General features: G+C 36.3%; 21 protein-coding genes. 8 read left to right on the forward strand and 13 right to left on the reverse strand.

All coding sequences use genetic code 11. The features are described from left to right. The first annotated feature begins 299 nt into the window (after positions 1–299). Positions 300–488, forward strand: coding sequence for a hypothetical protein (locus L1276_RS17600; RefSeq protein WP_253790090.1), 189 nt, complete (start codon positions 300–302; stop codon positions 486–488). Positions 489–533: 45 nt separating this feature from the next. On the opposite strand, the gene L1276_RS17605 is transcribed toward L1276_RS17600, so the two are convergent. From L1276_RS17605 to L1276_RS17650, 10 genes are all read right to left on the reverse strand, one after another. Then, the gene (locus L1276_RS17605; protein ID WP_253790091.1) at positions 534–980 is read right to left on the reverse strand and encodes a copper resistance protein CopD; all 447 of its coding nucleotides are present in this window, start codon (positions 978–980) and stop codon (positions 534–536) included. A gap of 43 nt (positions 981–1,023) precedes the next feature. Further along, positions 1,024–1,752 (reverse strand): anaerobic ribonucleoside-triphosphate reductase activating protein, encoded by a 729-nt coding sequence (locus tag L1276_RS17610; protein ID WP_253790092.1) that lies wholly within the window; start codon positions 1,750–1,752, stop codon positions 1,024–1,026. Then, the gene (gene nrdD / locus L1276_RS17615; protein ID WP_253790093.1) at positions 1,697–1,861 is read right to left on the reverse strand and encodes an anaerobic ribonucleoside-triphosphate reductase; all 165 of its coding nucleotides are present in this window, start codon (positions 1,859–1,861) and stop codon (positions 1,697–1,699) included. The genes L1276_RS17610 and nrdD overlap by 56 nt, the downstream gene beginning before the upstream one ends. Beyond that, positions 1,842–3,965 (reverse strand): ribonucleoside triphosphate reductase, encoded by a 2,124-nt coding sequence (locus L1276_RS17620; RefSeq protein WP_253790095.1) that lies wholly within the window; start codon positions 3,963–3,965, stop codon positions 1,842–1,844. The genes nrdD and L1276_RS17620 overlap by 20 nt, the downstream gene beginning before the upstream one ends. 12 nt (positions 3,966–3,977) lie before the next feature. Next, positions 3,978–4,709, reverse strand: coding sequence for an iron-sulfur cluster repair di-iron protein (gene ric / locus L1276_RS17625; RefSeq protein ID WP_253790098.1), 732 nt, complete (start codon positions 4,707–4,709; stop codon positions 3,978–3,980). Between the two features lie 25 nt (positions 4,710–4,734). Next, positions 4,735–6,258, reverse strand: a complete 1,524-nt coding sequence (gene nadB / locus L1276_RS17630) for an L-aspartate oxidase (RefSeq protein WP_253790101.1) — start codon at positions 6,256–6,258, stop codon at positions 4,735–4,737. 18 nt (positions 6,259–6,276) lie between these two features. Continuing rightward, positions 6,277–7,209: a quinolinate synthase NadA gene (gene nadA / locus L1276_RS17635; RefSeq protein ID WP_253790103.1), complete on the reverse strand. Its 933-nt coding sequence runs from the start codon at positions 7,207–7,209 to the stop codon at positions 6,277–6,279. Positions 7,210–7,416: 207 nt separating this feature from the next. Continuing rightward, a complete protein-coding gene (locus L1276_RS17640) occupies positions 7,417–9,426 on the reverse strand; it encodes a TonB-dependent receptor (RefSeq protein ID WP_253790104.1) in 2,010 nt (669 codons plus the stop codon). A gap of 60 nt (positions 9,427–9,486) precedes the next feature. Next, positions 9,487–10,338, reverse strand: a complete 852-nt coding sequence (locus L1276_RS17645; RefSeq protein WP_253790105.1) for a hypothetical protein — start codon at positions 10,336–10,338, stop codon at positions 9,487–9,489. Between the two features lie 72 nt (positions 10,339–10,410). Beyond that, complete coding sequence (locus L1276_RS17650; protein ID WP_253790106.1) at positions 10,411–10,782, reverse strand: hypothetical protein; 372 nt, start codon at positions 10,780–10,782, stop codon at positions 10,411–10,413. Positions 10,783–10,904: 122 nt separating this feature from the next. Between L1276_RS17650 and L1276_RS17655 the strand changes: the two genes are divergently transcribed. The 7 genes from L1276_RS17655 to L1276_RS17685 are packed head-to-tail and all read left to right on the forward strand — an operon-like array spanning position 10,905 to position 17,599. Further along, a complete protein-coding gene (locus L1276_RS17655; RefSeq protein WP_253790108.1) occupies positions 10,905–11,381 on the forward strand; it encodes a cytochrome c family protein in 477 nt (158 codons plus the stop codon). A gap of 33 nt (positions 11,382–11,414) precedes the next feature. Beyond that, positions 11,415–13,388, forward strand: a complete 1,974-nt coding sequence (nosZ, locus tag L1276_RS17660) for a Sec-dependent nitrous-oxide reductase (RefSeq protein ID WP_253790110.1) — start codon at positions 11,415–11,417, stop codon at positions 13,386–13,388. A gap of 58 nt (positions 13,389–13,446) precedes the next feature. After that, a complete protein-coding gene (locus tag L1276_RS17665; RefSeq protein ID WP_253790112.1) occupies positions 13,447–14,451 on the forward strand; it encodes a nitrous oxide reductase accessory protein NosL in 1,005 nt (334 codons plus the stop codon). 34 nt (positions 14,452–14,485) lie between these two features. Then, positions 14,486–15,718, forward strand: coding sequence for a nitrous oxide reductase family maturation protein NosD (locus L1276_RS17670; RefSeq protein ID WP_253790115.1), 1,233 nt, complete (start codon positions 14,486–14,488; stop codon positions 15,716–15,718). Next, on the forward strand, positions 15,715–16,437 hold the full coding sequence (locus L1276_RS17675; protein WP_253790117.1) for an ABC transporter ATP-binding protein: 723 nt from the start codon (positions 15,715–15,717) through the stop codon (positions 16,435–16,437). Before L1276_RS17670 ends, L1276_RS17675 begins: the two co-directional genes overlap by 4 nt. Next, entirely contained in the window at positions 16,421–17,188 is a 768-nt protein-coding gene (locus tag L1276_RS17680) for an ABC transporter permease (RefSeq protein WP_253790119.1), read from the forward strand. Before L1276_RS17675 ends, L1276_RS17680 begins: the two co-directional genes overlap by 17 nt. 39 nt (positions 17,189–17,227) lie before the next feature. After that, positions 17,228–17,599 carry a group III truncated hemoglobin gene (locus L1276_RS17685; protein WP_253790121.1) on the forward strand — a complete coding sequence of 124 codons (372 nt, stop codon included), beginning with the start codon at positions 17,228–17,230 and terminating at the stop codon, positions 17,597–17,599. A gap of 160 nt (positions 17,600–17,759) precedes the next feature. Here L1276_RS17685 and L1276_RS17690 read toward each other — a convergent pair whose 3' ends face one another. The 3 genes from L1276_RS17690 to L1276_RS17700 form a co-directional block, all read right to left on the reverse strand. Next, a complete protein-coding gene (locus tag L1276_RS17690) occupies positions 17,760–18,356 on the reverse strand; it encodes a Crp/Fnr family transcriptional regulator (protein ID WP_253790122.1) in 597 nt (198 codons plus the stop codon). A 219-nt stretch (positions 18,357–18,575) separates the two neighbouring features. Continuing rightward, complete coding sequence (locus L1276_RS17695; RefSeq protein ID WP_253790124.1) at positions 18,576–19,409, reverse strand: outer membrane beta-barrel protein; 834 nt, start codon at positions 19,407–19,409, stop codon at positions 18,576–18,578. A gap of 52 nt (positions 19,410–19,461) precedes the next feature. Further along, a complete protein-coding gene (locus L1276_RS17700; RefSeq protein WP_253790126.1) occupies positions 19,462–26,199 on the reverse strand; it encodes a T9SS type A sorting domain-containing protein in 6,738 nt (2,245 codons plus the stop codon).

The raw sequence follows: 26,199 nt of genomic DNA on the forward strand, positions 1-26,199 counted from the left end.
ATAAAAAGGATACTAAAAGAATCCAGTTTATCATACACAGTAATCTATGTTTGTTATTGCAAGTGAAACGTGTTGTGCTGACATCACAAATCTATGTTTCTATGTGTTAAATAATTATACTCAAAGAATTAATAATAAAATGGTTTTTCATAGATTTTATTTTAAAGTATTTGAATTAGTAAGCTTGTACATTACTTGAAAAACCTAAAAGAGCTGTTTTTGCCAACAGCTCTTTTTTTTTACTTATAAACTGTTTACTTCTTTTTAAACCTGTATTTTTGACTAAAAATAAATAACTAATGACAAAAGCTGGTTTTATTAAAATTTTATCTTGTGCTTTAATGGCGTTATGTATTGCAGGATGTAGTACACACGGTTCATCCTCATCTTCACGTTCAGGAAAAGTGCCTCCAGGACAGGCGAAGAAAATGTCTGGAAACAAAAGCGCAAAATCGCATGCTCCGGGACAGCAAAAAAAGAGACGCTGAGAATAGAGAAAAACCGTAAGTAATTTTACGGTTTTTTTTATGAATTTATATTCCTCCGTATCTTAAAGTCGATCCTAAAATAAGCATCGTAACTCCAATTAAAGTAACGGTAATAATTAGTACAGCCATCTTTTTTATATTGAATTCATTTAGATTGGGAATGATTTTGAACTGGGCAATCAGAGCGCAGATAATGGTTAGAAAAAGCAATAATAATTTGGCAGAAACTACTTTTTCAAAACTGCCCGAAAAACTAAACCAGGAATCTATTGTTACACCAAAATCATATGCCATCCAGATTCCGGTAATAACAAGTATAATTAGAGACGACATTCCAAGAATTTCAAACTTTCTTTCAAAGTTTAGAATAATGTTTGGGTCTCTTTTTCTTAAAGCCGACGGCAGAAAAACAATACTGAGCGTAAGATGACCTCCAACCCAAATTGTGGCCGCCAAAAGGTGAATTATTAAAATAAAATGGTGAGGTGTCATAATACAGTATTTTAGAAGTAAGAATTAAAAACGTTATATAGTATCATTCCCTAAAAATAACTTTTATTTTTGAGGTTGAGCAATTTTCAGGTTGTAATGATTTATCTGAATGTCCCAACTCACCAAGGGTGGGAACATTATTCATAAAGTGCTGCACATAATAGCGGCCTTCATAGTTTTGATTTTCCAGATAATCAATCATTTTTAAAAAGTCTATTCTGGAAATAAGTGCTGAATGAAGCGTAGTTCTAACTTCAAACGGAATGGAGGAATTCGTTAAAAGTGTTAGACTTTCTTCAAATTCAGCAAATAAATCAGACTGCGTAATAGATTCAAAATTTGTGGGTAGAGATTTAAAATCTAAGGCAGCATAATCAATTAATTTTTGATCAATCAGCTTTTTTAAAATAGTTGGTTTTGAGCCGTTAGTATCAATTTTTACAATAAATCCCATGGCTTTTATTTCTTCAATAAACGGAATAATATTTTTATGGATGGTGCATTCACCGCCGCTTAAAACTACACCGTCTAATAATCCAATGCGGGATTTTAGAAATTTAAGAATGCTTTCAAAGTCCAGTTTTCCTTTCCCTAAAACAATATTAGGATTGTAACAATACGAACACCGCATATTACAGCCCGCAAACCACACAATGCAGGCTGCTCTATCCGGGTAGTCTAATAAGGTGAAAGGGGTTATGCTGTAAACAGCTTTATTAGACCATAATTTCTTTGAAATGCGTTCGCTGCTGATGTTCGCCTTTTTTTCCAATGTTAAAACTTTCTACAGGCCTGTGATAGCCCATTACTCTTGTGTACACTAAACATTTGCTTCTTTTAGCATTTAGTTTTTCGGGAATTTCATGAGACTGTGTTTTCATATAGTATAGTTTGTTGGTTATTTTCATTTAATAATAATTCATCGCATTTTGGGCAGTATTCATGTTCTCCGTTTAGATAACCGTGAACAGGGCAGATACTGAAAACAGGTGTTACTGTTATATAAGGCAGTTTAAAATTGGTAAGTACTTTTTTTACGAAGTTTTTACAAGCTGTTGGACTGCTTATTTTTTCTCTCATATAAAGATGCAGAACGGTTCCGCCCGTATATTTGCATTGTAAAGCATCCTGAAGCAGTAAAGCTTCAAACGGATCATCAGTATGATCAACCGGAATCTGCGAACTGTTTGTGTAATAGATGTTTTCATTATGCCCAGCCTGCAGGATTTCAGGAAAACGTTTTTTATCTTCTTTGGCAAAACGATACGTTGTTCCTTCTGCCGGAGTAGCTTCCAGATTATATAAATTTCCGGTTTCGGTCTGAAATTCTTTCATTCTAGCACGGATGTAATCTAAAATTTCGGCAGCAAAATGAATCCCGGAACTGGTGGTAATATCTTGTTTTCCATCAGTAAAATTGAGCACCATTTCGTTCATTCCGTTTACGCCAATCGTAGAAAAGTGATTTCTAAAATGAGACAGATACCGTTGCGTATAAGGATACAAACCACGATCGTACATTTTTTGAATAAATATTCTTTTTTTCTCCAGAGTCGATTTGGCAATCTGAAGTAAATCATCTAAATGATGAAATAAGTTTATAATATTACCTTTGTGCAAATAACCCAAACGAGCCATATTAATGGTTACAACGCCAATACTTCCGGTCATTTCTGCGCTTCCAAAAAGACCATTTCCTCGCTTTAATAATTCGCGGAGATCGAGCTGTAATCGGCAGCACATACTTCTAACTGCGTTAGGTTTGTAAGCTTCGGGATTTTCGACTCTGTTTCCGTTTTCATCTAAAATATACTGGCTTCCAATAAAATTCTGAAAATAAGAAGAACCCACTTTAGCCGTATTTTCAAACAACAAATCGACATTTTCGCCTTCCCAGTCAAAATCCTCAGTAATATTTACAGTTGGAATAGGGAAAGTAAAAGGCTGTCCGTTTGTATCACCTTCGGTCATAATTGTATAATAAGCCTTATTGATAAGGTTCATTTCATTTTGGAAATCGGCATATTTTAAATCGATCAATTTTTCAACACCTCTTTTTTTCGCTTTATAAACCAATTCAGGATCATCTGAATACAGAAACAAATGTTCGTCATTTCTTGTCGGAATCTGATCTTTAAGGTCCGTAGGCGCAACCCAGTCTAAAGTTATATTCGTAAACGGAGATTGTCCCCATCTTGCCGGAACATTCAGGTTGTATACAAAACTTCTTATGCCTTTTAAAACCTGATCGTAAGAAAGCTGATCCTTGAACACATATGGTGCGAGATAAGTATCAAAAGAACTGAAAGCCTGAGCGCCGGCCCATTCGCTTTGCAGAATTCCCAGAAAATTAGCCATTTGTCCCAATGCTTCCCTAAAATGCGACGGAGGTCTGCTTTCTACACGTCCGCGAACACCGTTAAAACCTTCATTTAAAAGCACACGAAGACTCCATCCGGCGCAATATCCGGTGAGACAGTCCAAATCATGAATATGAATATCACCGTTTCTGTGTGCGGCGCCTTCCTCTTTAGTATAAATTTTATCGAGCCAGTAATTGGCAATAATTTTACCGGCTGTATTGCTTACCAATCCGGCATTTGAGTACGATGTATTAGCATTGGCATTAATACGCCAGTCCGATTGGTTAATGTATTCTTCAACCGTTTGAGTGCTGTCTACATATGTTGTATCATCGTTTAAGCCATTAATATGTTCTCTCTGAAGTTTTCGGGTATGACGATAGATAATAAACGAACGCATGGTTTTGAAATAACCGTTTTCAAAAAGCACCCGTTCTATAATATCCTGAATCTCTTCTACAGGCCACGAGTATTTTAATTCGAGTCCTGAAAGTACGATTTTAAGAATTTTTTTATCCATCGGGAGATTTACACTTTTAAAAGCTTTCTGGATGGCATCCTGAATTTTGTAAGCTTCAAAAGGTTTATAATCCCCGTTTCGTTTGATCACATATTTTTCCATATCATTTATAATTTAAGGCACTTGCTCAAAGTTTTTTTCAAGCATCATTGCTTTAGGAAACAAAATATTATTTTCCATATGAATGTGCTTATGCAGGTTTATTTCAAAATCTTCCAGCATTGAAAAGGCTGCTTTATAAGTATTGCAGGCTTCTGTTGGCGGAACATAATTATTGGTTAATGCGGCGATTTTTCTAAAACGCTGTCCTTCCAGATTGTGTTCTTCTTTCATCATGATTACCTGATTTTCGATACTTCCAAATGGAGCTGTTTCAAGATAAAATCCTTTGTTTTGGGCTCTTTTCATTTGTATAATGAAAGGAAAAAGCACGCGTTCTTCTTTTTCCATATGTTCTTCAAGGTCTAAAGAAGAGGCTTTGAAAATTTTATATACTTCAAACAATTCAGGAAATGTTTCGCCATGTACATTGCATAATTTATGTAAATATTGAAGCAGTACGGGCGTTTTTTCTTTTATGTATCGGTGATGTGTTTTTATGATATAATCGGTCAGCAAGTCTAAAGGCCATGATTTATAATCAAATGACTGGTTAGCGGCCTGGGTTTTGGCTTCTTCCAGTTTTTGAATCAAATCTTCTTCCAGAATATCCCTTTTTTTGCAGACTTCTTCTATAGTGCGATGCCCTTTACAGCAAAAATCGATATTGTATTTTGTAAATATTGCTGCCGTTTTAAAATCATGTGCTGCGATCTCGCCAATTGTTGTTTTACTGGTTATTTTCATAATGTTAGTTTTTGGTTATGATATTTTAATTTAAAGACAGAATGTATGGGCTTTTTCTTTTTTTGCAGTGCTTAATAATGATTAAGGCTACGGTAAGCATATTAGAGAATTCTATAAATGGAATTGTAATTTCCTGATTACGTATAAGTGTTTCGGCAGCATTTTTTATCAATTTTATCTTTTGAATAGCATAATCTGTATTGCGCTCTTCGCTGGAATAAAAATTGGTTATAAGAGCCTGTATTTCTTTTTTTAGAATTAAAAAGGCGACATAATCCGTTTTGGCCTCATTGTTTGGATACTTTGGAATAAACACTTTCGTTGAAAAATGACAGGCATCGATGGTTTTGTCAATATTCTCTGAAGCCTGATGTGCAAATACCAAAGCCTCAAGAAGAGAGTTAGAAGCCAGACGGTTTTTTCCATGGAGTCCCGTTCTGGCACATTCGCCAATAGCATATAAATTGGGGATTGTTGTAGCCCCGTTTTGATCTACTTTTATTCCCCCGCATTGATAATGAGCAGCAGGAACAATAGGAATCAAATCTTTTTCTGGAAATAAACCCAATTCATTGCAATGCGCTGTTATAGCGGGAAACTTTTTATAAAAATCTTTTATATCTAAATGTCTGCAATCGAGATATACATGCTTTTTTTGCGTTTCATTCATTTCTCTGTAAATGGCGTGCGAGACAATATCCCGTGTAGCCAGTTCACCTCTTGAATCGTATTTAAATAAAAATCTTTTTTGATCTTCATTTACCACATAAGCGCCGAAACCTCTAACGGCTTCTGAAATTAAAAACAGCTGACTTTTTTTTCCTGTGTACAAAGCCGTAGGATGAAACTGAATGTACTGCATATCTTCAATTTGAACTCCTGCGCGCGCTGCAATAGCAATTCCGTCTCCGGTTGCAATTTCTGGATTTGTTGTGTTTTCAAAAAGGTTACCGCAACCACCGGTGCTCAGTACTATCGATCTGGTACGGATATATTTTATTTTGCTTTTGTTTTTATCATAAAAAAAGGCACCTGTGCAATAGGTTTTATTTTCTTTTTTTTCGGTATTGAGATCAATAACCTGATAGTTTTCGAATAACTTTATATTAGGTAATTCGGTTATTATATTTAGTAATTTTTTCTCTATTTCCAATCCAGAACTGTCTTTATGATGCAGGATTCGATGCTGCGAATGACCGCCTTCCAGTCCCAGATCCCATTGTCCCTGCTGATTTTTATCGAAAGAAGTGCCAATCTCAATTAATTCCTTTAACCTTTCTGGCGCCTGCTGTACAACCATTTTTACGATTTCTTCATCACAATGCCCGTCTCCAGATTTTAAAGTGTCTTTTATATGCTGCTCAAAACTATCCTGTAAATGATTGGTTACAACCGCAATTCCACCTTGCGCAAGCTGCGTGTTGGTATTTCTTGCCGTCTTTTTAGTCATAATTACAATCGATAAATCAGGTCGTTTTTGTGCCGTTTTCATGGCAAAAAATAATCCCGAAATACCAGAACCTACTATAAGTATATCCGTTTTAAGCATTTTCTTGGTTTTTAAGTTTTAAGACAATTCAAGCATTCTTTGTATGGGTTTAAGCGCTTCGATCCTCAACGGTTCGTTTACCAGGATTTCCGGGCTTTCGTTTTTAAGGCACAAATACAGCTTTTCGAGTGTGTTGACTTTCATAAAAGCACATTCGCTGCAGGCGCAGGTATTATCTTCTGTGGAAGGAGCCGGAATCAGCGTTTTTTCGGGTACCGCTTTTGAAAGCTCATGCAGGATACCGGCTTCTGTAGCCACAATGAAAACGGCAGCAGGATCCGTTTTAATAAAGTTAATTATGCCGGAAGTCGAGCCAATGTAATGTGCTGCTTTTAAAATATGACTTTCAGATTCCGGATGTGCCGCAATTTTAGCGGTCGGGTTTTTATTGTAAATTTCAATTAGTTTGTCCAGCGAAAAAGCTTCGTGAACCACGCAGGAACCTTCCCAAAGAACCAGTTCTCGCTGTGTTTCTTTTTGAAGATAACTGCCTAAATTTTGATCGGGTGCAAAAATGATTTTTTTATCAGAAGGAATTGAACCTATAATTTTTTTTGCGTTTGATGATGTGCAGACCAAATCGCTCATTGCCTTTATTTCGGCAGAACAATTGATGTAAGTAACGACAACATGATCAGGATGTTTTTCTTTGAATAATTTAAAATCTTTAGGATTACAGCCGTCAGCAAGAGAGCATCCGGCATTAAAATCAGGAAGAACGACTTTCTTATCCGGATTTAATATTTTGGCTGTTTCTGCCATAAAATGAACTCCGGCAAAAACAATAATGTCAGCATTTGTATTTTGTGCTTTTTTTGATAATTCAAGACTATCTCCAATAAAATCTGCAATTTCCTGAATTTCCTCATTTTGATAATAATGAGCCAGAATTACAGCATTTTTTTCTTCTTTTAAGCGGAGAATTTCCTGTATTAAAAAATTTTTGTCCATTTTTTAAGTCTTGTTTTCTCAACAGCAGCGTATATTTCTTAATGAAATACTGCCGTTGAGAAAGTTTGTGGTTTTATTGAAAATTTGTTTTTGAGATGCTGTTATGCACGCTTTTGATAGGGTAAATATAGTATCATCAAATTTTTCAAATTATGATTCCAATCATACTGTTTTACATTTATTTTTTTATTGTAGAAGTAAACCTCTTTAAATCAATGTTTTATAATTAAAGCTGAAAGAGAGATTTACAAAAACATTTCGCCCAAGTCTTGGAATCTTGTTCCAGTCTGAAAAAGTGGTGTAATATTTATCAAAAACATTCTCGATTCCGGTTTGAATCTGGACTGAATTTTTATTCCAGTTAAAAGCATATCCGGCATTGATATTAAAAATCAAATAATCGCGGGTTCTAGTTTGTCCGTACGTTTCGGCAAATTCGTTTTGAGCCAGATTCCCCAGAGCCAGAATTCCGGCATTGAACTTTTCCTTTTTAAAATCGATTCCGGCGTTATAACGAAGCGGACTTATAAAAGGAAGATTGTTTCCTTCATTATCTTTTCCAAGACTGTAAACAACCTGAGTTTTTAAATTCCAGTTTTGCGAAACCGTATATTCCAGATTAAGATCAGAATTAAAAATTGTCGCATAATCCAATGCTTCATAAATTTTTATACCCGAAGCACCAATCGTCATGGGCAGTACATTTGGATCAATTTTCCCAATAATATAATCGGAAATATGAAAATAGGAAGTCGTAATTTTTGAATGTAAACGGTTTATTTTCAAACCCAGAAAAGCGTTGCCTTCAAGAGCTTTTTCATTTTTTAAATCCGGGTTTCCTATATAATCGTAAAAATCATTACTGTTGTACAAATAGAACCCATAACCTTCAGAAATAGAGGGTGCCCTTTCGGCGTAAGCCAAACCAAAACCATATTCGAGTTTGCCATTATTTTGACTGTAATTTCCAGAAAAACTTTTTAAGAAACGGTTTCTTGAAGCTTCCATTTCAGGGTAAAAAATGCGAAGACTTTGAAGCCCAAAATCATCGGCAGCCGTATTAGAATGAAACCCCAAATTTGTACTTATTCTTAAAGAACTTTCAGCAGAAATTTTGATATTGTCCTCTAAAGACAATCCGTTGTAAAAAGTTCTAACATCCGGCCAGGTGTACATAAACATGAGATTTTCTTTAGGATCTTTTGGGTACATCGTCATTTCGGCGACTGATTTATTATAGAAAGAATTCAAATCGGCAAGAAACTCGTGATTTTCGAATTTTCCTTTTACTTTAGAATAAAAACCATAAGTATCAGACCAGCCGGGCATATCCATGTGAATAGTCACAGAAGGTCTTTTCGTATCGTCCATTTTATGTGTAATGGTATTGAAATATACTTTTGTTTCCCAATTTGTAATAAAGCCTGAATCAGGAATGTATTTGTAAGTAAGGGACATTATTTTGGCTTCTGCCAATGAAACATCCATCGGAAGAGCAGGATAACCTATATCTGTAGCTTTATCATAAATTATTGAAGTTTCGATTAGATTTTTTTGATTTAGAAAATATCCTGCAGAAACCGAGAAATTATATTTTGTAAACTGCGAAAAGTCGATTTTTTTACCATTTCCGGCTTTGTAATTATCGGCATCACGATGCATAAAATCAATATGCCCAAAAAAATTGGAATTATTGCAGCCTAAAGATCCTCCAATGATTTTGTGTTTGTTATTGGTTTCATAACCAGAGGTAAAACTGCCGTTCCAGCCAGTTTCTTTTTGGCTGTAAATATTTCGTTTCAAATCGACAGAACCTCCAATTACAGCTCCGTGACAACTTGCCTGCTGACCGGATGCCACATTGGCTTCGGACAAATTCGAAACTTCGACATAAGAAGTTACAGGATCCATTTTATCGGTACACGCACCAAAAATGCGCATACCATCAATAGTAATTACAGTGCGTTCTGTAGACATATTGTTAATCACAGGTTCCCAGGCATAAGCACCACGTTTGATCATATTTATTTTAGATGATTTTTGTAGATAATCTTCTACAGAGGTTAACGATTTTGATTGTTTTTGAGATAAAGCTGTTTTTTTGCCAATAACAATGATTTCGTTAAGATTTACAGTTTCGGTACTGTCTGGTTGTTTTTCCTGCGCCCAGCATATTGTTGAAATGACAGTTAAAATAACTGCGATTGTATTTTTCATTATAAGATAATTTAGAAGAAAGAGACAATTGATTCTGCCTCTTTCTTGTTATGATGAATCTTAGAATTCGATTTCGAAGTAGAGACTGCTTGCCGTATTTTCAGCAGTTACCGTTTCTCCTTTTAATACGTCATTTGCTGTATTTAAAAGCTGCAGGTTAATTTTCCAATAACCGGTCATGGTAAGCGAAAGTTTTCCTTTGTAAAAACCGTTTGTTTCAGATTGGGTTAAATCGACATTGTTTGGAGAACCATGATTTCCCATGCTTGGCATTCTGGGATCGATTTTTATTTTGAAATTATTTACAGCCGGAAATGTCATCATATCCTGCATTTTATAAATACCTACAGTCATATCGTTTTGTGCTACTTTTGGCGTTTCTGGTTCTATGTAAGCCATAACATAACGAGCGCCATCAGATCCGGTAAAAGAACTTACCGTTTGTTTTTTTGAGGCCGGAACTTTGATTTTGTCTTTTGCAGTGTAAACAATGTTGTTAATTGTGTATTTAAAAGTCAAGTCCCAATATTCAGTTTCGTTTTGTGCCATCTGAAAAATAATATCACCAGCGTATAAAGTCTGTTTATCTAAAACTTTTTTTATATCAGATTTTGGGCAGGAATGCGACATCATATTCATATGCATGATTGGGGTCCATTCTAATTTGGCGTCTTTAATGTATGTGCCGTCTTTTTTGTCTTTTATTCTTAACGTAATATGATTGTATCCCTGAACCAAACTGTCTTTTTTAGCATATAATTCGATTGTATGACCGTCGTTTGATATTTCCTGAATTTTTTTAAGTCCGATAGTTTCATCTACAGGAATTTCCGGTGCAGCATCGTCATCTGATGAGCAGGAAAAAGTAATAATCGCAAGTAATAATAGTGCTGTGTATTTTAAGATTTTCATGTGATAGTAATTTTAAATAAGGGTAATAACAAGTCTGCCAAATTGCTTCGGAAGAAAAAAACATATTAAAAACTAACAGATGAAAATGGGCGGACGAAATACAGAATGTGTATCTAAATGAGAGTATAGATTTTGATATTCTGAATGTATTCTTAAGATAGATTTGTTGGTTTTCTCAAAGGTAAAAACCGGAATGTTTACTATAAATAATACAACTGTTTCTGTGGTTTCGCTCTTTTTTTCGTTAGAAGCCGGCACGTCGTTTTTATATGCTTTTGCGAGTTCCTTTTTCAAATGGCATTTTCCGTTACAGCCCAAGTCTGGTTTTGTCTTGTTTTCGCATAATTCTGTTGCTATGTAATGATAGTGCAGCACGTAATCCAAAAACGGAAATGCGGGTCTGAACATTACAGCAAAAAGGAATATGTAAACACAAAATTTCATACCTGTATTTTGAGATTACGAAGGTATCGTGAACATTTTTAGCAGTGTATGATTACGGTCATACTTTAAGAAAAACAAGTTTTGGAATTTTGATGCAGTTTAACAAATTAAAAAACAGAGTAATGAAGAAATTATTTTTAGCAACAATGTTTGCTCTTTTCTTATTCGTTTCCTGCGGAAAAGAAAAATCAAACACAGATCAGGATTTTTCGACTCCTTCTGCAACTGAAACAGCAGCAGAACCGGATTCGTATGATCCTAACAGAGGACTCGGGAAATACTCGACAGTAGAACTGGGTGCTTCTTTAGACAAAGCTTTGGCCGAAAAAGGTTTAAAAACAGCTGAAGTTAAATGTACATCATGCCATAAAGCTACTGATGAAAAACTGGTTGGGCCAGGCTGGAAAGGGGTTACAGGAAGAAGAACGCCGCAATGGATTATGAATTTTATCACAAATCCTGATCCAATGATTGACAAAGACCCGGAATTGCAGGCACAGCTGGAACTTTGTTTGATTCGTATGCCTAATCAGGGTTTAACGGATGATGAAGCCCGAAGTGTATTGGAATATATGCGCCAGAACGACGGTGTAAAATAAAAGCCAAATAAATAAATTCTAAATGAGAGTATTATGAAAAATAAATTTTTAAAATCGATTTTTGCCATTACTTTAGGATGCGCCTTTTTTGTGTCATGCAAACCTAAAGATTCAGGCGATACGGTAGATGGCGATGCCGCACAAAAAACGTATGTTGCTCCGGGTAAATATGATGAATATTACAATTTTGTATCTGGCGGTTTCAGCGGTCAGGTAAGTGTTTATGGTCTGCCAAGCGGAAGATTGTTACGCGTAATGCCGGTTTTCTCTCAAGATCCGCAGAGCGGTTATGGTTACAGCGAAGAAACGAAAGCAATGCTGAATACTTCTAAAGGTTTTGTGCCTTGGGACGATCAGCACCACTTAGATTTATCACAAACCAATGGAGAAGTAGACGGTCGCTGGATTTTTGCTAATGCCAATAATACGCCTAGAATTGCGCGTATTGATTTGAAAACATTCAGAACGGCTGAGATTATCGAGCTTCCTAACTGCGGCGGAAATCACTCTTCGCCTTTTATCACACAAAATACTGAATATGTAGTGGGAGCAAGCCGTTTCAGCGTTCCTGCTGACAATGATGATGGTGATGTGCCGATTAATACATACAAGAAAAACTTTAAAGGTTATCTAAGTTTCGTGAAAATTGGAAAAGAAGGTGAACTGGATCTTGCTTTTCAAATTGTAGCGCCTGGTGTAAACTTTGATCTTAGCCACCCAGGAAAAAAAGCGTCTCACGGCTGGTTCTTTTTCTCTTGCTATAATACTGAACAGGCAAATACACTATTGGAAGTAAATGCTTCTAAAAATGATAAGGATTTTATCATGGCAGTAAACTGGAAAAAAGCAGAGGAATATATTAAAGCCGGAAAAGGAAAACGTATTCCTGCCAATTATGTTCACAACAAATTTGACGAGAAAACACAAACCGCTACATCTGAAACTAAAAAAGAAGTTTTAGTTCTTGATGCTGCAGAGCTTAAAGATATCTGCTACATGATTCCTTGTCCGAAATCTCCTCATGGCTGCGATATTGATCCTACAGGTGAATATATTATTGGAAGTGGAAAATTAGCGGCATTAATTCCGGTATTCAGTTTTACAAAACTTCAGGATGCTATTGCCAAAAAACAATTTGACGGTGCTTATGCAGGAATTCCGGTTGTTAAATACGAAGCTGCACTTTACGGAGAAGTTCAAAAACCTGGTTTAGGACCTCTTCACACTGAATTTGACGGAAAAGGAAATGCTTATACTACGATGTTCGTTTCGTCTGAAGTTGTAAAATGGAATATCAAAGATCTAAAAGTCTTAGATAGAAAAGCTACATATTATTCTCCAGGACACTTAATGGTTCCGGGTGGAAATACTGAAAAACCATTTGGAAAATATATGGTGGTGTATAACAAAATTACAAAAGACCGTTTCCTTCCAACGGGACCAGAATTGGCTCAAAGTGCTCAGTTATTTGACATCAGCGGAGACAAAATGAAGCTTTTACTAGATTTTCCAACTATTGGAGAACCGCATTATGCGCAAGGTATTCCGGCTGAAAAAGTGGTCAATAATGGTCAGTTAAAATTCTATAAAATTGCAGATAATCAACACACATATGTTTCTAAAGGAGAAAAAGAAACCAAAGTGGTTAGAGAAGGAAATAAAGTTCATGTTTATATGACTTGTATTCGATCTCACTTTGCTCCGGATAATATTGAAGGAATACGTGTAGGTGATGAAGTATATTTTCATGTTACCAACTTAGAACAAGATTGGGACGTTCCTCACGGATTTGCCATTAAAGGAGCTAATACAGCCGAACTGCTGATTATGCCGGGCGAAACATTAACATTAAAGTGGATTCCTCAGAATAAAGGAATATTCCCATTTTATTGTACTGATTTCTGCAGTGCGCTGCACCAGGAAATGCAGGGATATGTGAGAGTCTCTCCAGCAGGAAGCAATGTGCCGATTTCGTACAGTGTTGGTACCAATTTACCAAAAGAATAACTAGTAACCACAAAAGGGAACAAAGTATTCTTTGTTCCCTTTTTTATTTTGAATTATTATGAGAAATAATACACTTTCAACTTTTTCCAAAGCCTTACTTTTTATATCGGGGATTCTTTTTATTGCTTCGGTTTTTACAGCGGTTTGGAGAATAGAACTTACCGCACCGCAGTATCCTGAAGGTTTGGTTTTAAAACTTCATTCTAATAAAATTGCCGGAGATGTTGATATTATTAACGGACTCAATCATTATATTGGAATGAAAACCCTGCATACCGAAGATTTTATAGAGTTTAAAGTTCTGCCATATGTTTTAGGATTATTTGGTCTAATTGCCATAAGTTTAGCATTTTTTGCTAAGCGGAAAGCATTGAATATTTTCTTCTTTTCTTTTGTTCTTTTCGGCGTAATAGCAGCTTCTGATTTTTATAAATGGAATTATCAATACGGGCACAATTTAGATCCTAATGCTGCCATTCGTGTTCCGGGTATGGCGTATCAGCCTCCTTTAATAGGCTACAAACAATTATTAAATTTTGGTGCTTATTCTATTCCTGATATAGGCGGATGGATGCTGATTGGAGCCGGAATGTTACTTTTTATTGCGGTATTAAAAGAAAGAAAATCAGCTTCGAAACTAGATAAGTTTTTTAGTATTTTGATGGTTTCGTCTTTTCTTTTTTCTTGTTCTGGTGATAAAGCTGTTCCCATTAAAATTAATACTGACAATTGTGACTTCTGTAAAATGGGAATAAGTGACGGAAAGCATGGCGCTGAGATTATTACTCAAAAAGGAAGAGCTTATAAATTTGATGATATTGCCTGTATGGCTCATTACTGCCAAGAAAACAAAGACCTGAAAATCAAATCGTATTATGTACACGATTTTACAAAAAACAATGAGCTGATTCCGGCAGAAACCGCTTTTTATATCAGTGGCGGAAAGGTTAAAAGTCCTATGAATGGTAATATGGCAGCTTTTTCAAGCAAAAGTGAAGCAAAATCATATGAGGCAGAATTAGGCGCAAATGAAATGGAATGGACAGACATTATAGAAAAATGACAGCCATGTAATAAATCTACTTATACTTAAAAACATGAAATTACTTTTTAGTCTTTTTTTCTCTTTGTCTTTTCTTTTTCTCCATTCTAAAACAATAAAAGTGGGGCAGAATAATGCTGTAAAAACAGTAAAAAAAGCGATAGAACTTGCAGTGCCCGGCGATACTATTTTTGTCTATAATGGTGTATACAAAGAAGGAAATATAATTGTAGATAAAAGAATAACCCTGATTGGAAAAGATTTTCCTGTTCTGGACGGGGAAATGAAATATGAAGTAGTTTCGATTAAAGCCGACAGTGTAATTTTCTCTGGATTTAAAGTTATTAATTCCGGTTATGCATCGCTTAATGATCCTTGCGGGATTAAAGTGTACAACAAAACCGGGGTTATTATAAAAGATAATATTCTGGAGAATAATTTTTTTGGAATTTACATTCAAAAAGGAACGAGCTGCCTTATAAAAAATAACACCATAAAAGCTTTTCAAAAAGAAGAACAGCGCATTGGCAACGGAATTCATTGCTGGAAAAGCGAAGAAATGCAGATTATTGGAAACAGAATTTCGGGACATCGTGATGGTATTTATTTTGAATTTGTTTCTAATTCAGTTATCTGGAGAAACATTTCCAAAGCAAATATCCGGTACGGGCTCCATTTTATGTTTTCTAATGATGATGCCTACATTTCGAATGTTTTTAAAAATAATGGGGCAGGAGTGGCTGTAATGTTTACCAAAAATGTAAAAATGTTTAATAATTATTTTGAAGAAAATTGGGGTGACGCGGCGTATGGTTTATTGCTGAAAGAAATCGCAGACAGTTATATTTTGGGAAATAAATTTGTTCGTAACACATCTGGAATTTATATGGAAGGAACGAGCAGAGTTACGCTTTCGCGGAATATATTTAAAGATAACGGCTGGGGAATGAAAATTCAGGCGAGTTGTATGGACAATGAAATTTCGTATAATAATTTCCTTGCCAATACTTTTGATATCAGCACTAACGGAAGTCTTGTCCTCAACCATTTTAATAACAATTATTGGGATAAATATGATGGTTATGATCTTAACCGGGACGGAATTGGCGATGTGCCTTTTCATCCGCTGAGTCTTTTTGCGGTTCTTACCGAAAATAATCCTTCGGCTATGCTTTTATTCAGAAGTTTTATGATCACGCTTTTGGATAAGTCCGAAAAGATTCTGCCCAGTATCACTCCGGATAATTTTATAGATAAAACCCCCGAAATGAAATCTCTAGCCTTATGATTACACTAAAAAATATAAATAAAAAATTTGGAAAGCTTCAGGTGTTACAAAATGTAAATCTGGAATTTAAGGCAGGAGAATGCATTGCATTAATTGGCCCTAACGGCTGCGGAAAAACAACTTTGATTAAATCGGTTTTAGGAATGGTTCTGCCAGATAACGGTGATATTTTGTTTCATGATCAATCTATTTTAAAAGAGTTTGAATATAGAAATAAAATTGGTTATATGCCTCAAATTGGCCGTTATCCCGACAACATGACTATTGAGCAGATTATTGTCATGATCAAGCAGATTAGAAATTCAAAAGCAGTTCTGGATGAAGATTTGATTCAGGCTTTTAAACTTGATAAAATGAAAGACAAACAGATGCGAACGCTTTCAGGCGGAACCACTCAAAAGGTAAGCGCAACTCTGGCTTTTCTTTTTAATCCTGATGTTTTGATATTGGATGAACCTACTGCGGGATTAGATCCGCTGGCTTCTGAAATTTTGAAGGAAAAAATCATTAAAGAAAAAAACAACAGAAAATTAATCTTGATTACTTCACATTTACTGAGCGAACTCGATGATATGATTACGCAGATTATTTTTATGCAGGATGGAAAAGTTCATTTTCATAAAACTATAAAAGATCTTCTGGAATCAACCGGAGAGCAGAAAATATCTAAAGCAATTGCCAAAATTTTAAAAGAAAAACAGCATGAACAGGATTATTAAAATTGTTTTACTGGATATTCTCAAGAATAAAATTATTGTGAGTTATACGCTCATTTTAGCTTTGCTTTCCTGGGGATCTTTTGGACTTGAAGATAATTCTGCCAAAGGTTTATTAACAATACTAAATGTTATTTTATTTACGGTTCCATTAGTCTCGATACTTTTTTCGACGATTTATATCTATAATAGTTCGGAATTTATTGAACTTTTATTAAGCCAGCCCATTAAAAGAAAGAAAATCTGGCTGAGTTTGTTTACCGGACTTTCTATTGCCATGATTTTGGCGTTTCTGCTGGGAGCCGGAATTCCGCTCTTGATTAATGCGCCTGATGCGGTTGGGTTTATGATGCTTTTGTCTGGATGTTTAATTTCGGCTGTTTTTGTTTCTTTGGCTTTTTTAAGCTGTATTTTAACGAGAGATAAGGCAAAAGGAATTGGTTTGGCGATTATGTTTTGGCTGTATTTTGCCATACTTTTTGATGCTATTGTGTTATTTTTGCTGTTTCAATTTGCAGAGTATCCAATTGAAGGAGCTATGGTTGGAGTAACGGCTTTGAGCCCAATAGATTTGGCCAGGATTCAAATATTAATGCATCTCGATCAATCGGCATTAATGGGATATACAGGAGCCATTTTTAAAGATTTTTTTGGAACAACAATCGGATTAATTATTTCTTTCCTTTTGCTGCTATTATGGATTGTTGTACCGTTTTTTATCTCAATAAGAAAATTTAATAAAAAAGATCTCTAACGTTTTTTTGTTTAAGAAAAGAAATATTTAAAAGAGAATATGAAAACCGACATTAGAAATAAAGAAGATATCAAAATATTGGTAGATGCTTTTTATCAAAAAATTCAAACAGATGCGACTATTGGCTATTTATTTACTAAAGTGGCTCTTGTAAATTGGGAAAAACATCTGCCTATTATGTATGATTTTTGGGATAATATTCTTTTTCATACCGGAAATTTTGAGGGAAACCCAATGATGAAACATCGCCTGCTGAATGATAAAAGCACTTTAAGTGAAACTCACTTTTTACACTGGACTAAATTATGGAGAAAAACAGTTGATGACTTGTTTGAAGGACAGAAGGCTGATGAGGTTAAGATCAGAGCCAAAAATATTGCAAAAGCAATGATGAATAAAGTGGTTAAATAAAGAAAACGGGAACTTTAAAAGTTCCCGTTTTTCGTTTGAATGTTATTAAATTGAATCAATAATTTTCTTTAACCTTTACAAAGAAAGAGAAACCATTTTTTAAGAAATATGATCTGAATCATACTTTATTATTTTTAAACTAAACAGTAAACGGAATGCGTTAGTAAAACAATTTATGATCGATAATTTCAATTTTTTTGTTTTTGTTCATTAACGAAATGGTTCGAATAACAGTTTCGACGCGCAGTCCGGTAAAGTCTGCAATTTCCTGTCTTGTGTAAGGAATTTTCATTTTCTGGGAAGGTTTGCTGTTATGCTGTCTTTTTAAATTATCCAGAAAATACTGAATGCGATATTCGGGCTTATGGTTTATTATATTTTTTGAGAAAACAATTTTATTGTAGATTTTCCAGGCAAAGAGTTTTAGAACCCGGGATTGTATTTCAGGATTTTCTTCAAGAAGTGAAAAGAAATTGGTTTTGGATAGTTTTAAAATTACACAGTCAGTTTGAGCAGCGGCAGAAGCAGGATAGGGCTGATCAATAAATAGGGGCGGTTCGCCAAAACTATTTCCTTCATTAAAAACACCAATAGTAAGATCTTTACCATCTTCATTGGTATAACTCATTTTTACAGTGCCTTCTAAAATTTGATAATAAGAAAGGGGCGGGTCATTCTCGAAAAAGATGACGGCATGTTTGGGTATTTTTTTTGCAACGGCTCCCCAGGTATAAAGTAAATCAGTATCAATATGCATTTGTCGACAATTTCTGCAATTAAAAATGATTGAGAATCATTCCCTTTTTTACTAAATCCTCCTCAAGAAGATCTTTAGTATTAGAAACAAAGGAAAGTAAATGCCTAAAATTAAAATATGATAAATGTTAGGTTTTGAGAACTTTAAAATTTGAAATTGATTTAAATAAAAAAGCTGCTCAAAATTAATTGAACAGCTTTTTTTTAAAGCAGTATGAAATTAACGTATTGCGAATCTTATTTTTAAGCCGTAAGAAACTAATCTCATGTTTCTTGCCACTCCAGAATCAAATACACTGTTGTATTGTAGTTCTACAGGTAATTCAGAGTTGTATTGAACCAGATTTTTACTTTCTTTTTTATCGTAAATATCATTCAAACCATAATCTAAATAGGCTCCAATGTAGATTGAATTCCTGTTTCCTAATTCCTGTTTTAAACCTGTTTCAAAAGTTGCAGAATAGGAAACTTTTGTATCAAGATCTCTTTCAGGAGTTTTTAGGTCATTAACATTAGCAAAACCGGCAAAAGCAGGACTGAATAATTCTACATTATACTGCGGATAATAACCGCTTGTTGTACTGTTTGCAATTGTTGACTGATAAGTACCACTTGAAGCAAATCCTATTTTAGCTCCGGCCGCAACATACAATTTTGAGGTACCCGGAGTTTCAAACTGAATATTTAGGGGAACATTTATGTATGTTAGTTTTTGCTCTTCTCTTAAATTAGTAAGCCTGTATCTAAATTGAAAAGCTTCATTTTCTGCATCTACAGTGTTGTATTGTCCGTAAATATAACCAGACTTTGAGTCAGAAGTATAAGTTTGGTATTCAACACCAACTCCTAAACTCACACCTTCATTTAAATAGTAAGAATAGCGAAGACCGGCATTAACACCATTTCCAGGAACATAATTTACGCCGGAAGATTTTATAAACGAAAACGGACCGCCCAATGAAATAGAAAATTCCTGTTTTTTATCCTGACCATAACTATGAGTTGCAGCAAATAAAGCAGCAATAATGGCGAGTGATTTTATATATTTTTTCATCTTAATTTTTAATTATGCCGGCACTGTTTTTTAATAGTGCCGGCAGGTTTATCTATTTTACAATTACTTTGAAAGATTTTTTTACGTTTGGAGTTTCAAGAACTACCATAAGTATATTACTCTCGATTGTTTGAGGTAATTGTATTTCAGTTAATGCTGATGAAGATTGAACAGTTTTAATCAACTGGCCTGATACAGAATAAAGACTGATTTGCATATTATTTAATTCTTCCTGAGGGAAATCAGCTTCAATAGTGATTGCTTTTCCAGTTTGAATTGGGTTTGGATACAATTTAGCCTGAAGTGAGTTGGTAAGTGTAACTCTGCCAGAACAAGTCTGTAATACTTTACCATCTTTTGTTGTCATTTTAACGCTGTAATCAGCTGTAGGATCTAAAGGTGTATTTACACTTTCACTTGCCGAATAATATTGACCAGTTCCTATTAATTGTCCGTTTTTAAACCATTGGTAAGCTACAAATTCATAACCGCCGTTAGTTGCTGGATTATTGTTTACAAGAAGTACATTGTTAAACTTCTGACGAACAATATCAAAGAATCCGAATGGTTTTTCAACAGTAATAGAATACGTAGCAGTTAAACTTCCATCTTCTGATTTTATAGTCACATTTTGATTGTAAATTCCAGGTTTTGGAGTTTGAATAGTGAAATTAGCAGAAGGAGTAATAATAGCATTTGATTCATTTAAGATTGAAATAGCTGGATTATTTTCAGAACATGTCATGACATGTGTAATGTTTTTTCCAGGATTTTCAAAAACTGTCGATCCTATTGTAATTCTCTTAACATCGATATTGTTGTTTAAGATTACCAATAATTGAGAAACATCTGCAGCAGCTAGATAATTAGCATTTCCAGCTTGATGTGCGGTAATGGTTACTTCTCCGGATCTCAGCATATTTACAACACCAGCTGCAGAAACATTAGCAGGAGGCAGGGCAGATGTATAAGTAAAGGTATAATCTACCGGTAAATTTGAACTTGCCGTTGCAGTTAAATTGAAAGTATTATTTAATCCAAGTGTTTTAATGGCAATTGGACTGAATGTAATAGTTTGCGGTGCTTTATTAATAACCAGATTAGCAGTAAGAGTTTTTGGAGAACAATTAGGCGAACTAGCTGAAGGTGTTATTACAGCAGTTACCACATACGTTCCTGCATTTACAGATGTGTTATTTGCAGAATAAGTAACCGCAGCTCCTGTTGGAAGATTTGCAACCTGAAGAGGATGCGCATTTCCATCATAAGTTACTGATGCATTACTGAAAGTTACTAAATCAAGAGGTGAAGCTAATACTTTTACCGCTTGAGTTTGATTCGTAATGTTTCCGTTTCCGTCATCGTATGTCCATGTAATAGCGTAAGTTCCTTCGGCATTATAAGTTAAAGGATCTGTTGTTGTTCCATTAATAGTTCCTGCACAATTGTCTATTGCAGTTGGAATTGCAATTTCTGATGCTAGAACAGAGCAATAGTTTGTAATCTCTGGAAGTACAGCGACAGTAGGTACAGGTGCTGTTACATCTTGAGTTGTACCAATCGTAACGGATTGGGTTGTAAAACATCCGTTTGCATCTGTAACGGTTACAGTATACGTATTTGGACTCAATCCTGAAGCTGTTGCCGCAGTTCCACCTGATGGAGACCAAGAATAAGTATAAGATGAAGTTCCTCCTGAAGCCGTTACTGTTGCAGTTCCGTCATTTGCACCATTACAAGAAACATCAGTTTTAGATGTTATTGCACTCAGCACAACAGGTTCAGCTATAGTAACCGCTGCTGTTGTCTGGCATGTATTAGCATCTTGTATCGTTACGATATAAGTTCCTGCTGCAAGACCTGTTGCTGTTGCTGCAGTTCCTCCAGTTGGTGCCCATACATACGAATAAGTTCCAGTTCCTCCTGTCGCATTTACAGTTGCATTTCCGTTTGAACCGCCGTTGCATGAAACATCAGTTTTTGATGTTGTTGCCGCAAGAACTGCAGGTTGTGTAATTGTAAAACTTTGAGTTTTTGAACATAAGTTAGCATCTGTAACAGTTACTGTGTAAGTTCCTGCAGCAAGACTTGTTGCTGTTGCAGCAGTTCCTCCAGAAGGTGCCCATGAGTAAGTATAAGCTCCTGTGCCTCCGATAACCGTAACACTTGCAGATCCATTTGCTCCTCCATTACAAGAAACGTTTGTTTGTGAATTTGCCGTTACTACAAGATCTGCAGGTTCTGTGATTGTAAAGTTTTTAACAATAGAACAACCATTTCCAGAAGTAATAGTTACGGAATAATTACCAGCAGTTAGGTTAGATGCAGTATCTGCATTTCCTCCAGCTGGAGACCAAACATAAGTAAATGGTCCGGGTGCACCGCTAGGAATTACAGAAGCAGATCCTGTATTTGCACCATTACATAAAATATCAGTTTGAGATGTAGCAGCAACTAAAGTATTAGTTGTAGTAATAGTAAAGGTTTTTGTTATTGTACATCCATTTCCATCTGTAATAACTACACTATGATTTCCTGCTGTTAATCCAGTTGCTATTTGTGTAGAAGCGCCATTTGGAGACCATAAATAAGTATATGGAGTAGTACCGCCGGAAGGACTTACTGCAGCCTGGCCGCCAGTTGAACAAGTTGCATTGATCTGGCTTTGTGATGCGTTTAACGGAGAAGGCTGCATAATTGTAAAGTTTTGAGTGATAAAACATCCGTTATCATCTGTAATTAGACAGCTGTAATTTCCTGCTGTTAAACCACTTGCTGTAGCAGCAGTTCCTCCAGAAGGAGACCATACATACGTATAATTAGGTGTACCTCCAGAAACTGTTACAGTAGCAGTTCCAGTAGCACCACCGTTACAAAGCACATTAGTTTGTGAAGGAGTAACCGATAAAACGGCAGGCTGTGTAATAGTAAAACTTTGTGTAGTCTGACATGCATTAGCATCAGTAACCGTTACTGTGTAAATTCCTACTGCCAAACCTGATGCTGTTGCAGCATTTCCTCCTGTAGGTGACCAAGAATAAGTGCGTGCACCTGTTCCTCCTGTAACGGCTACAGTTGCATAACCATTTGTTCCTCCATTACAAGAAACATTAGTTTGAGAACCAACGCTTGCAACTAGAGCGTCAGGTTGTGTAATTGTGAAGCTTTGTGTAGACTGACATAAATTTGCATCCGTAACCGTTACGGTATATGTTCCTGCAGAAAGACCACTTGCTGTAGCGTTTGTACCTCCAGAAGGCGCCCATGAATAAGTACGCGCGCCAGTTCCTCCAGTCACTGCTACAGTTGCTGTACCATTAGCTCCTCCACTACAAGAAACATTGGTTTGAGAACCAAAACTTGCTGTTAGAACAGGAGGTTGTGTAATTGTAAAGCTTTGTGTAGTCTGACATAAATTGGCATCCGTAATTGTAACTGTATATGTTCCAGCAGCAAGACCTGAAGCTGTAGCAGCAGTTCCTCCAGATGGAGCCCATGAGTAAGTATAAGTTCCAGTTCCTCCTGAAGCAGAAACAGTTGCACTACCATTATTTTCTCCATTACAAGCAATATTTACTTGTGAGACTGGAGTTGCTGTAAGTGCAGCAGCCGGTTCTGTAATTGTAAATGATTGAGTTATCTGACAATTATTAGCATCTGTAATTGTTGCAATATAAGTTCCGGCAGTAAGTCCTGTAGCTGTAGCAGCAGTTCCTCCAGATGGAGCCCATGAGTAAGTATAAGTTCCAGTACCTCCTGTAACTGTTACACTTGCAGATCCCGTTGCAGCATTACGGCATAAAATATTTGTTTGAGATGGCGTAACTGATAACGCACTTGGCTGAGTAATATCAAAACTTTGTGTGGTTGTACAGGCATTTGCGTCCGTAACAGTAACTATATACGTTCCTGCAGTAAGACCACTGGCTGTAGCTGCAGTTCCTCCAGATGGAGACCATGAATACGTGTATGACGGAGATCCTCCTGTTACATTTACTGTAGCACTACCATTTGCACCACTGTTACAGCTTACATTGTTAATAGTTCCTTGTGAAGCAGTTAAAACGGGAGGCTGAGTTATAGTAAAGTTTAATACTTTTTCGCATAGAATTGCATCTGTGATGGTCACACTGTAGTTACCAGCTGTTAAATTGCTGATTGAAGAACTAGTTGCTCCATTTGTCCATAAGTAAGTATAAGTGCCTATACCTCCAGATGGTGAAACAGATAAAGAACCAGTAGCACCTCCGCTGCAGGCAATATTAGTCTGAACTGAAGATGCCAGAATATTAGATACTTTTAAGGTACCAGAGTTAGATGTAGCAGCAGGAGTACAGTTTCCAGTGGCAACTAAACGGTATTGATAATTATTAAGTGCTGCAGTTGCTCCTGTTATAGTAAGAGTTGAAGTAGTGGCACCAGAATAAACACCGCCATTTGCAACATTAGTAAAACCTGAACCATTATTTACCTGCCATTGATAACCTGTTGCATTTAAAGCAGTACCACTAAAAGTAGTATTTGAGTTAATACAAATAGAACTATCAACTGGCTGTGCTGTAATAGACGGAGCTGAATTAACTGTTAAAGAGACGTCGTTTGAAGTAACATCCGGAGTACATGAACCTGTTGCAATAACTCTGTAAAGGTAACCGCTTAATCCGGCCGTTGCTCCTGTAATAGTAAGAGTTGCAGTAGTTGCACCAGCATACGGAGCACCATTTGTAATATTAGTAAAACCAGAACCCGTGTTTACCTGCCACTGATATCCAGTTGCATTTGCGGCAACAGTAGAGAAAGTGGTATTAGCACCCGCACAAATCGTACTTGAAGACGGCTGAGATGTAATAGACGGAGCCACGTTAATATTAAGTGCAACGCCGTTTGAATTAACAGTAGGACAAGATCCAGATGCCGCTAATCTAAAAAGGTATCCGTTCATTCCTGCAGTAGCTCCTGTAATAGATAGAGTTGCAGTAGTTGCTCCAGAATAAACACCGCCATTTGTAATGTTCACAAAACCAGAACCCGTATTTTCCTGCCATTGATATCCTGTTGCGTTTGCAGCTGCAGCAGTAAAAGAAGTATTACCACCTGCGCATACTCCGCTTGAAGAAGGCTGTGTTGTAAAAGTTATACCATTCACGCTTCCTGTTACCGCAACATTTTTAGTTACTATGTCTGTAGAAGAGATCGTGATATTACCTGAAGGTGTTCCTGTAGCTGTTGCTGCTAAACGAACATAAATAGTTTTAGTCGTTACAACACCTCCTACAGAAGGAAAAGATATATTATTAGTATAAATTCCTCCTGCCGATGTTGATATTTCAAATCCGGTTGGAGCAGAAATATCAAGGCTGGAAGTTAAACCGCCGGCTTGTGCAGTAAAGCTTTGATCTGTAGATGCACCACCGCAGCTTGCAAAGGGGCTTAAAGAGGTTACAGATACTACAGAGCCTCCTGGCTGTGTTATATTTACGATTTGAGTTGTACTACAGCCTCCTGATCCATTTGGAGTACTGTCTGTAATAGTTACCGTATAAGTTCCTGCGGCAAGACCTGATGCAGTTGCACCAGTTCCACCAGCAGGAGACCAGGAATAGAAATAAGGAACTGTACCTCCGGAAACGCTGATAGTTGCTGAACCATTCGCACCTCCATAAACACTTACATTACTTTGTGATTGTATAGATGGTGCTATAGCAGTTGGTACAGTTAAAGTTGCTTCAGTAGTAGTTGCTGTTCCAGTACCTGTAGCTACACATCGATATTTGTAGGTATTCATTGTTGAAGCAGCACCAGTTATGGTAAGCGTTGCTGTAGTTGCTCCGGTATATGGCGCACCATTTGCAATGTTATTAAATCCAGAACCCGTATTTACCTGCCATTGATAACCAGTAACATTACTAGCACCAGCAGTGAAAGTAGTATTAGCTCCCGGACATATAAGTCTGTCAACAGGATTAAGTGTAATAGTCGTAGGAGTGCTTAAAAATGGCTTCCCTGAAGGCAGTGTAAGAGTAGCTGTTGAAAGATTCCAGTTTGCCTGATTCATCACAGCAGTTCTAATTTCTGCTATTGTGCTTAGTGGAGAACTCAGTAAATTGTCAAATCTTGCTACAGGAGCTGCTACATTACCGGGAAGAGTTCCTGTATAAAAAGCGCTTGTACCGCCAATAAGACCTCCAACACCTGTTTTTAAAGTGGAACTATTGGAACCGTTTGCACATCCGGTATCCCATGCAGCTGTTGTAGTTCCTGATGGGCAATAGTAAAAATGTAATCCGGCAACAAGTACAACGCCAGCGTCAGAAGGGCTGCCAGTACCTCCCTGAAATGCATAAATCTGATCTCCGGCACCAGTCAGAACAAGTCCATTTGGCATTGTTCCGTTATTTAGTGCTAGAGAACCGTTTGCGGTTAAAGTACCATTAGACTGATTATAGGTATAGGCACTTAATCCTTTTATATGCACCTCTGTTCCTGCTGGAATTGTATTGCCCACTGTCCATGTAACAGTACCTTCTAAACTACTGGCTGGCCACCAGGTAGTGTCTGAAAAATATCCTCTGTCCGTAAAACGAATTACCGTATTAGCATCAAGAGTTTTAAGGCAGACAAAACTAAATTCGTCACCTGTAGCATTGGCATAAGTGCCGTCATATCCTGTAAAAAGGATGTCACCTGCAACCAGTGTGGTCTGTGAGTTACTTAAATAACTCTGCAAAAATATCCCTAAAAATAGGGCAATATTTAAGCATTTTTTAATTTGAGAGTAAAAATGTTTCAT

Origin of the sequence: Flavobacterium sp. HSC-32F16, from assembly GCF_024171645.1 — a bacterium.
GTDB lineage: Bacteria > Bacteroidota > Bacteroidia > Flavobacteriales > Flavobacteriaceae > Flavobacterium.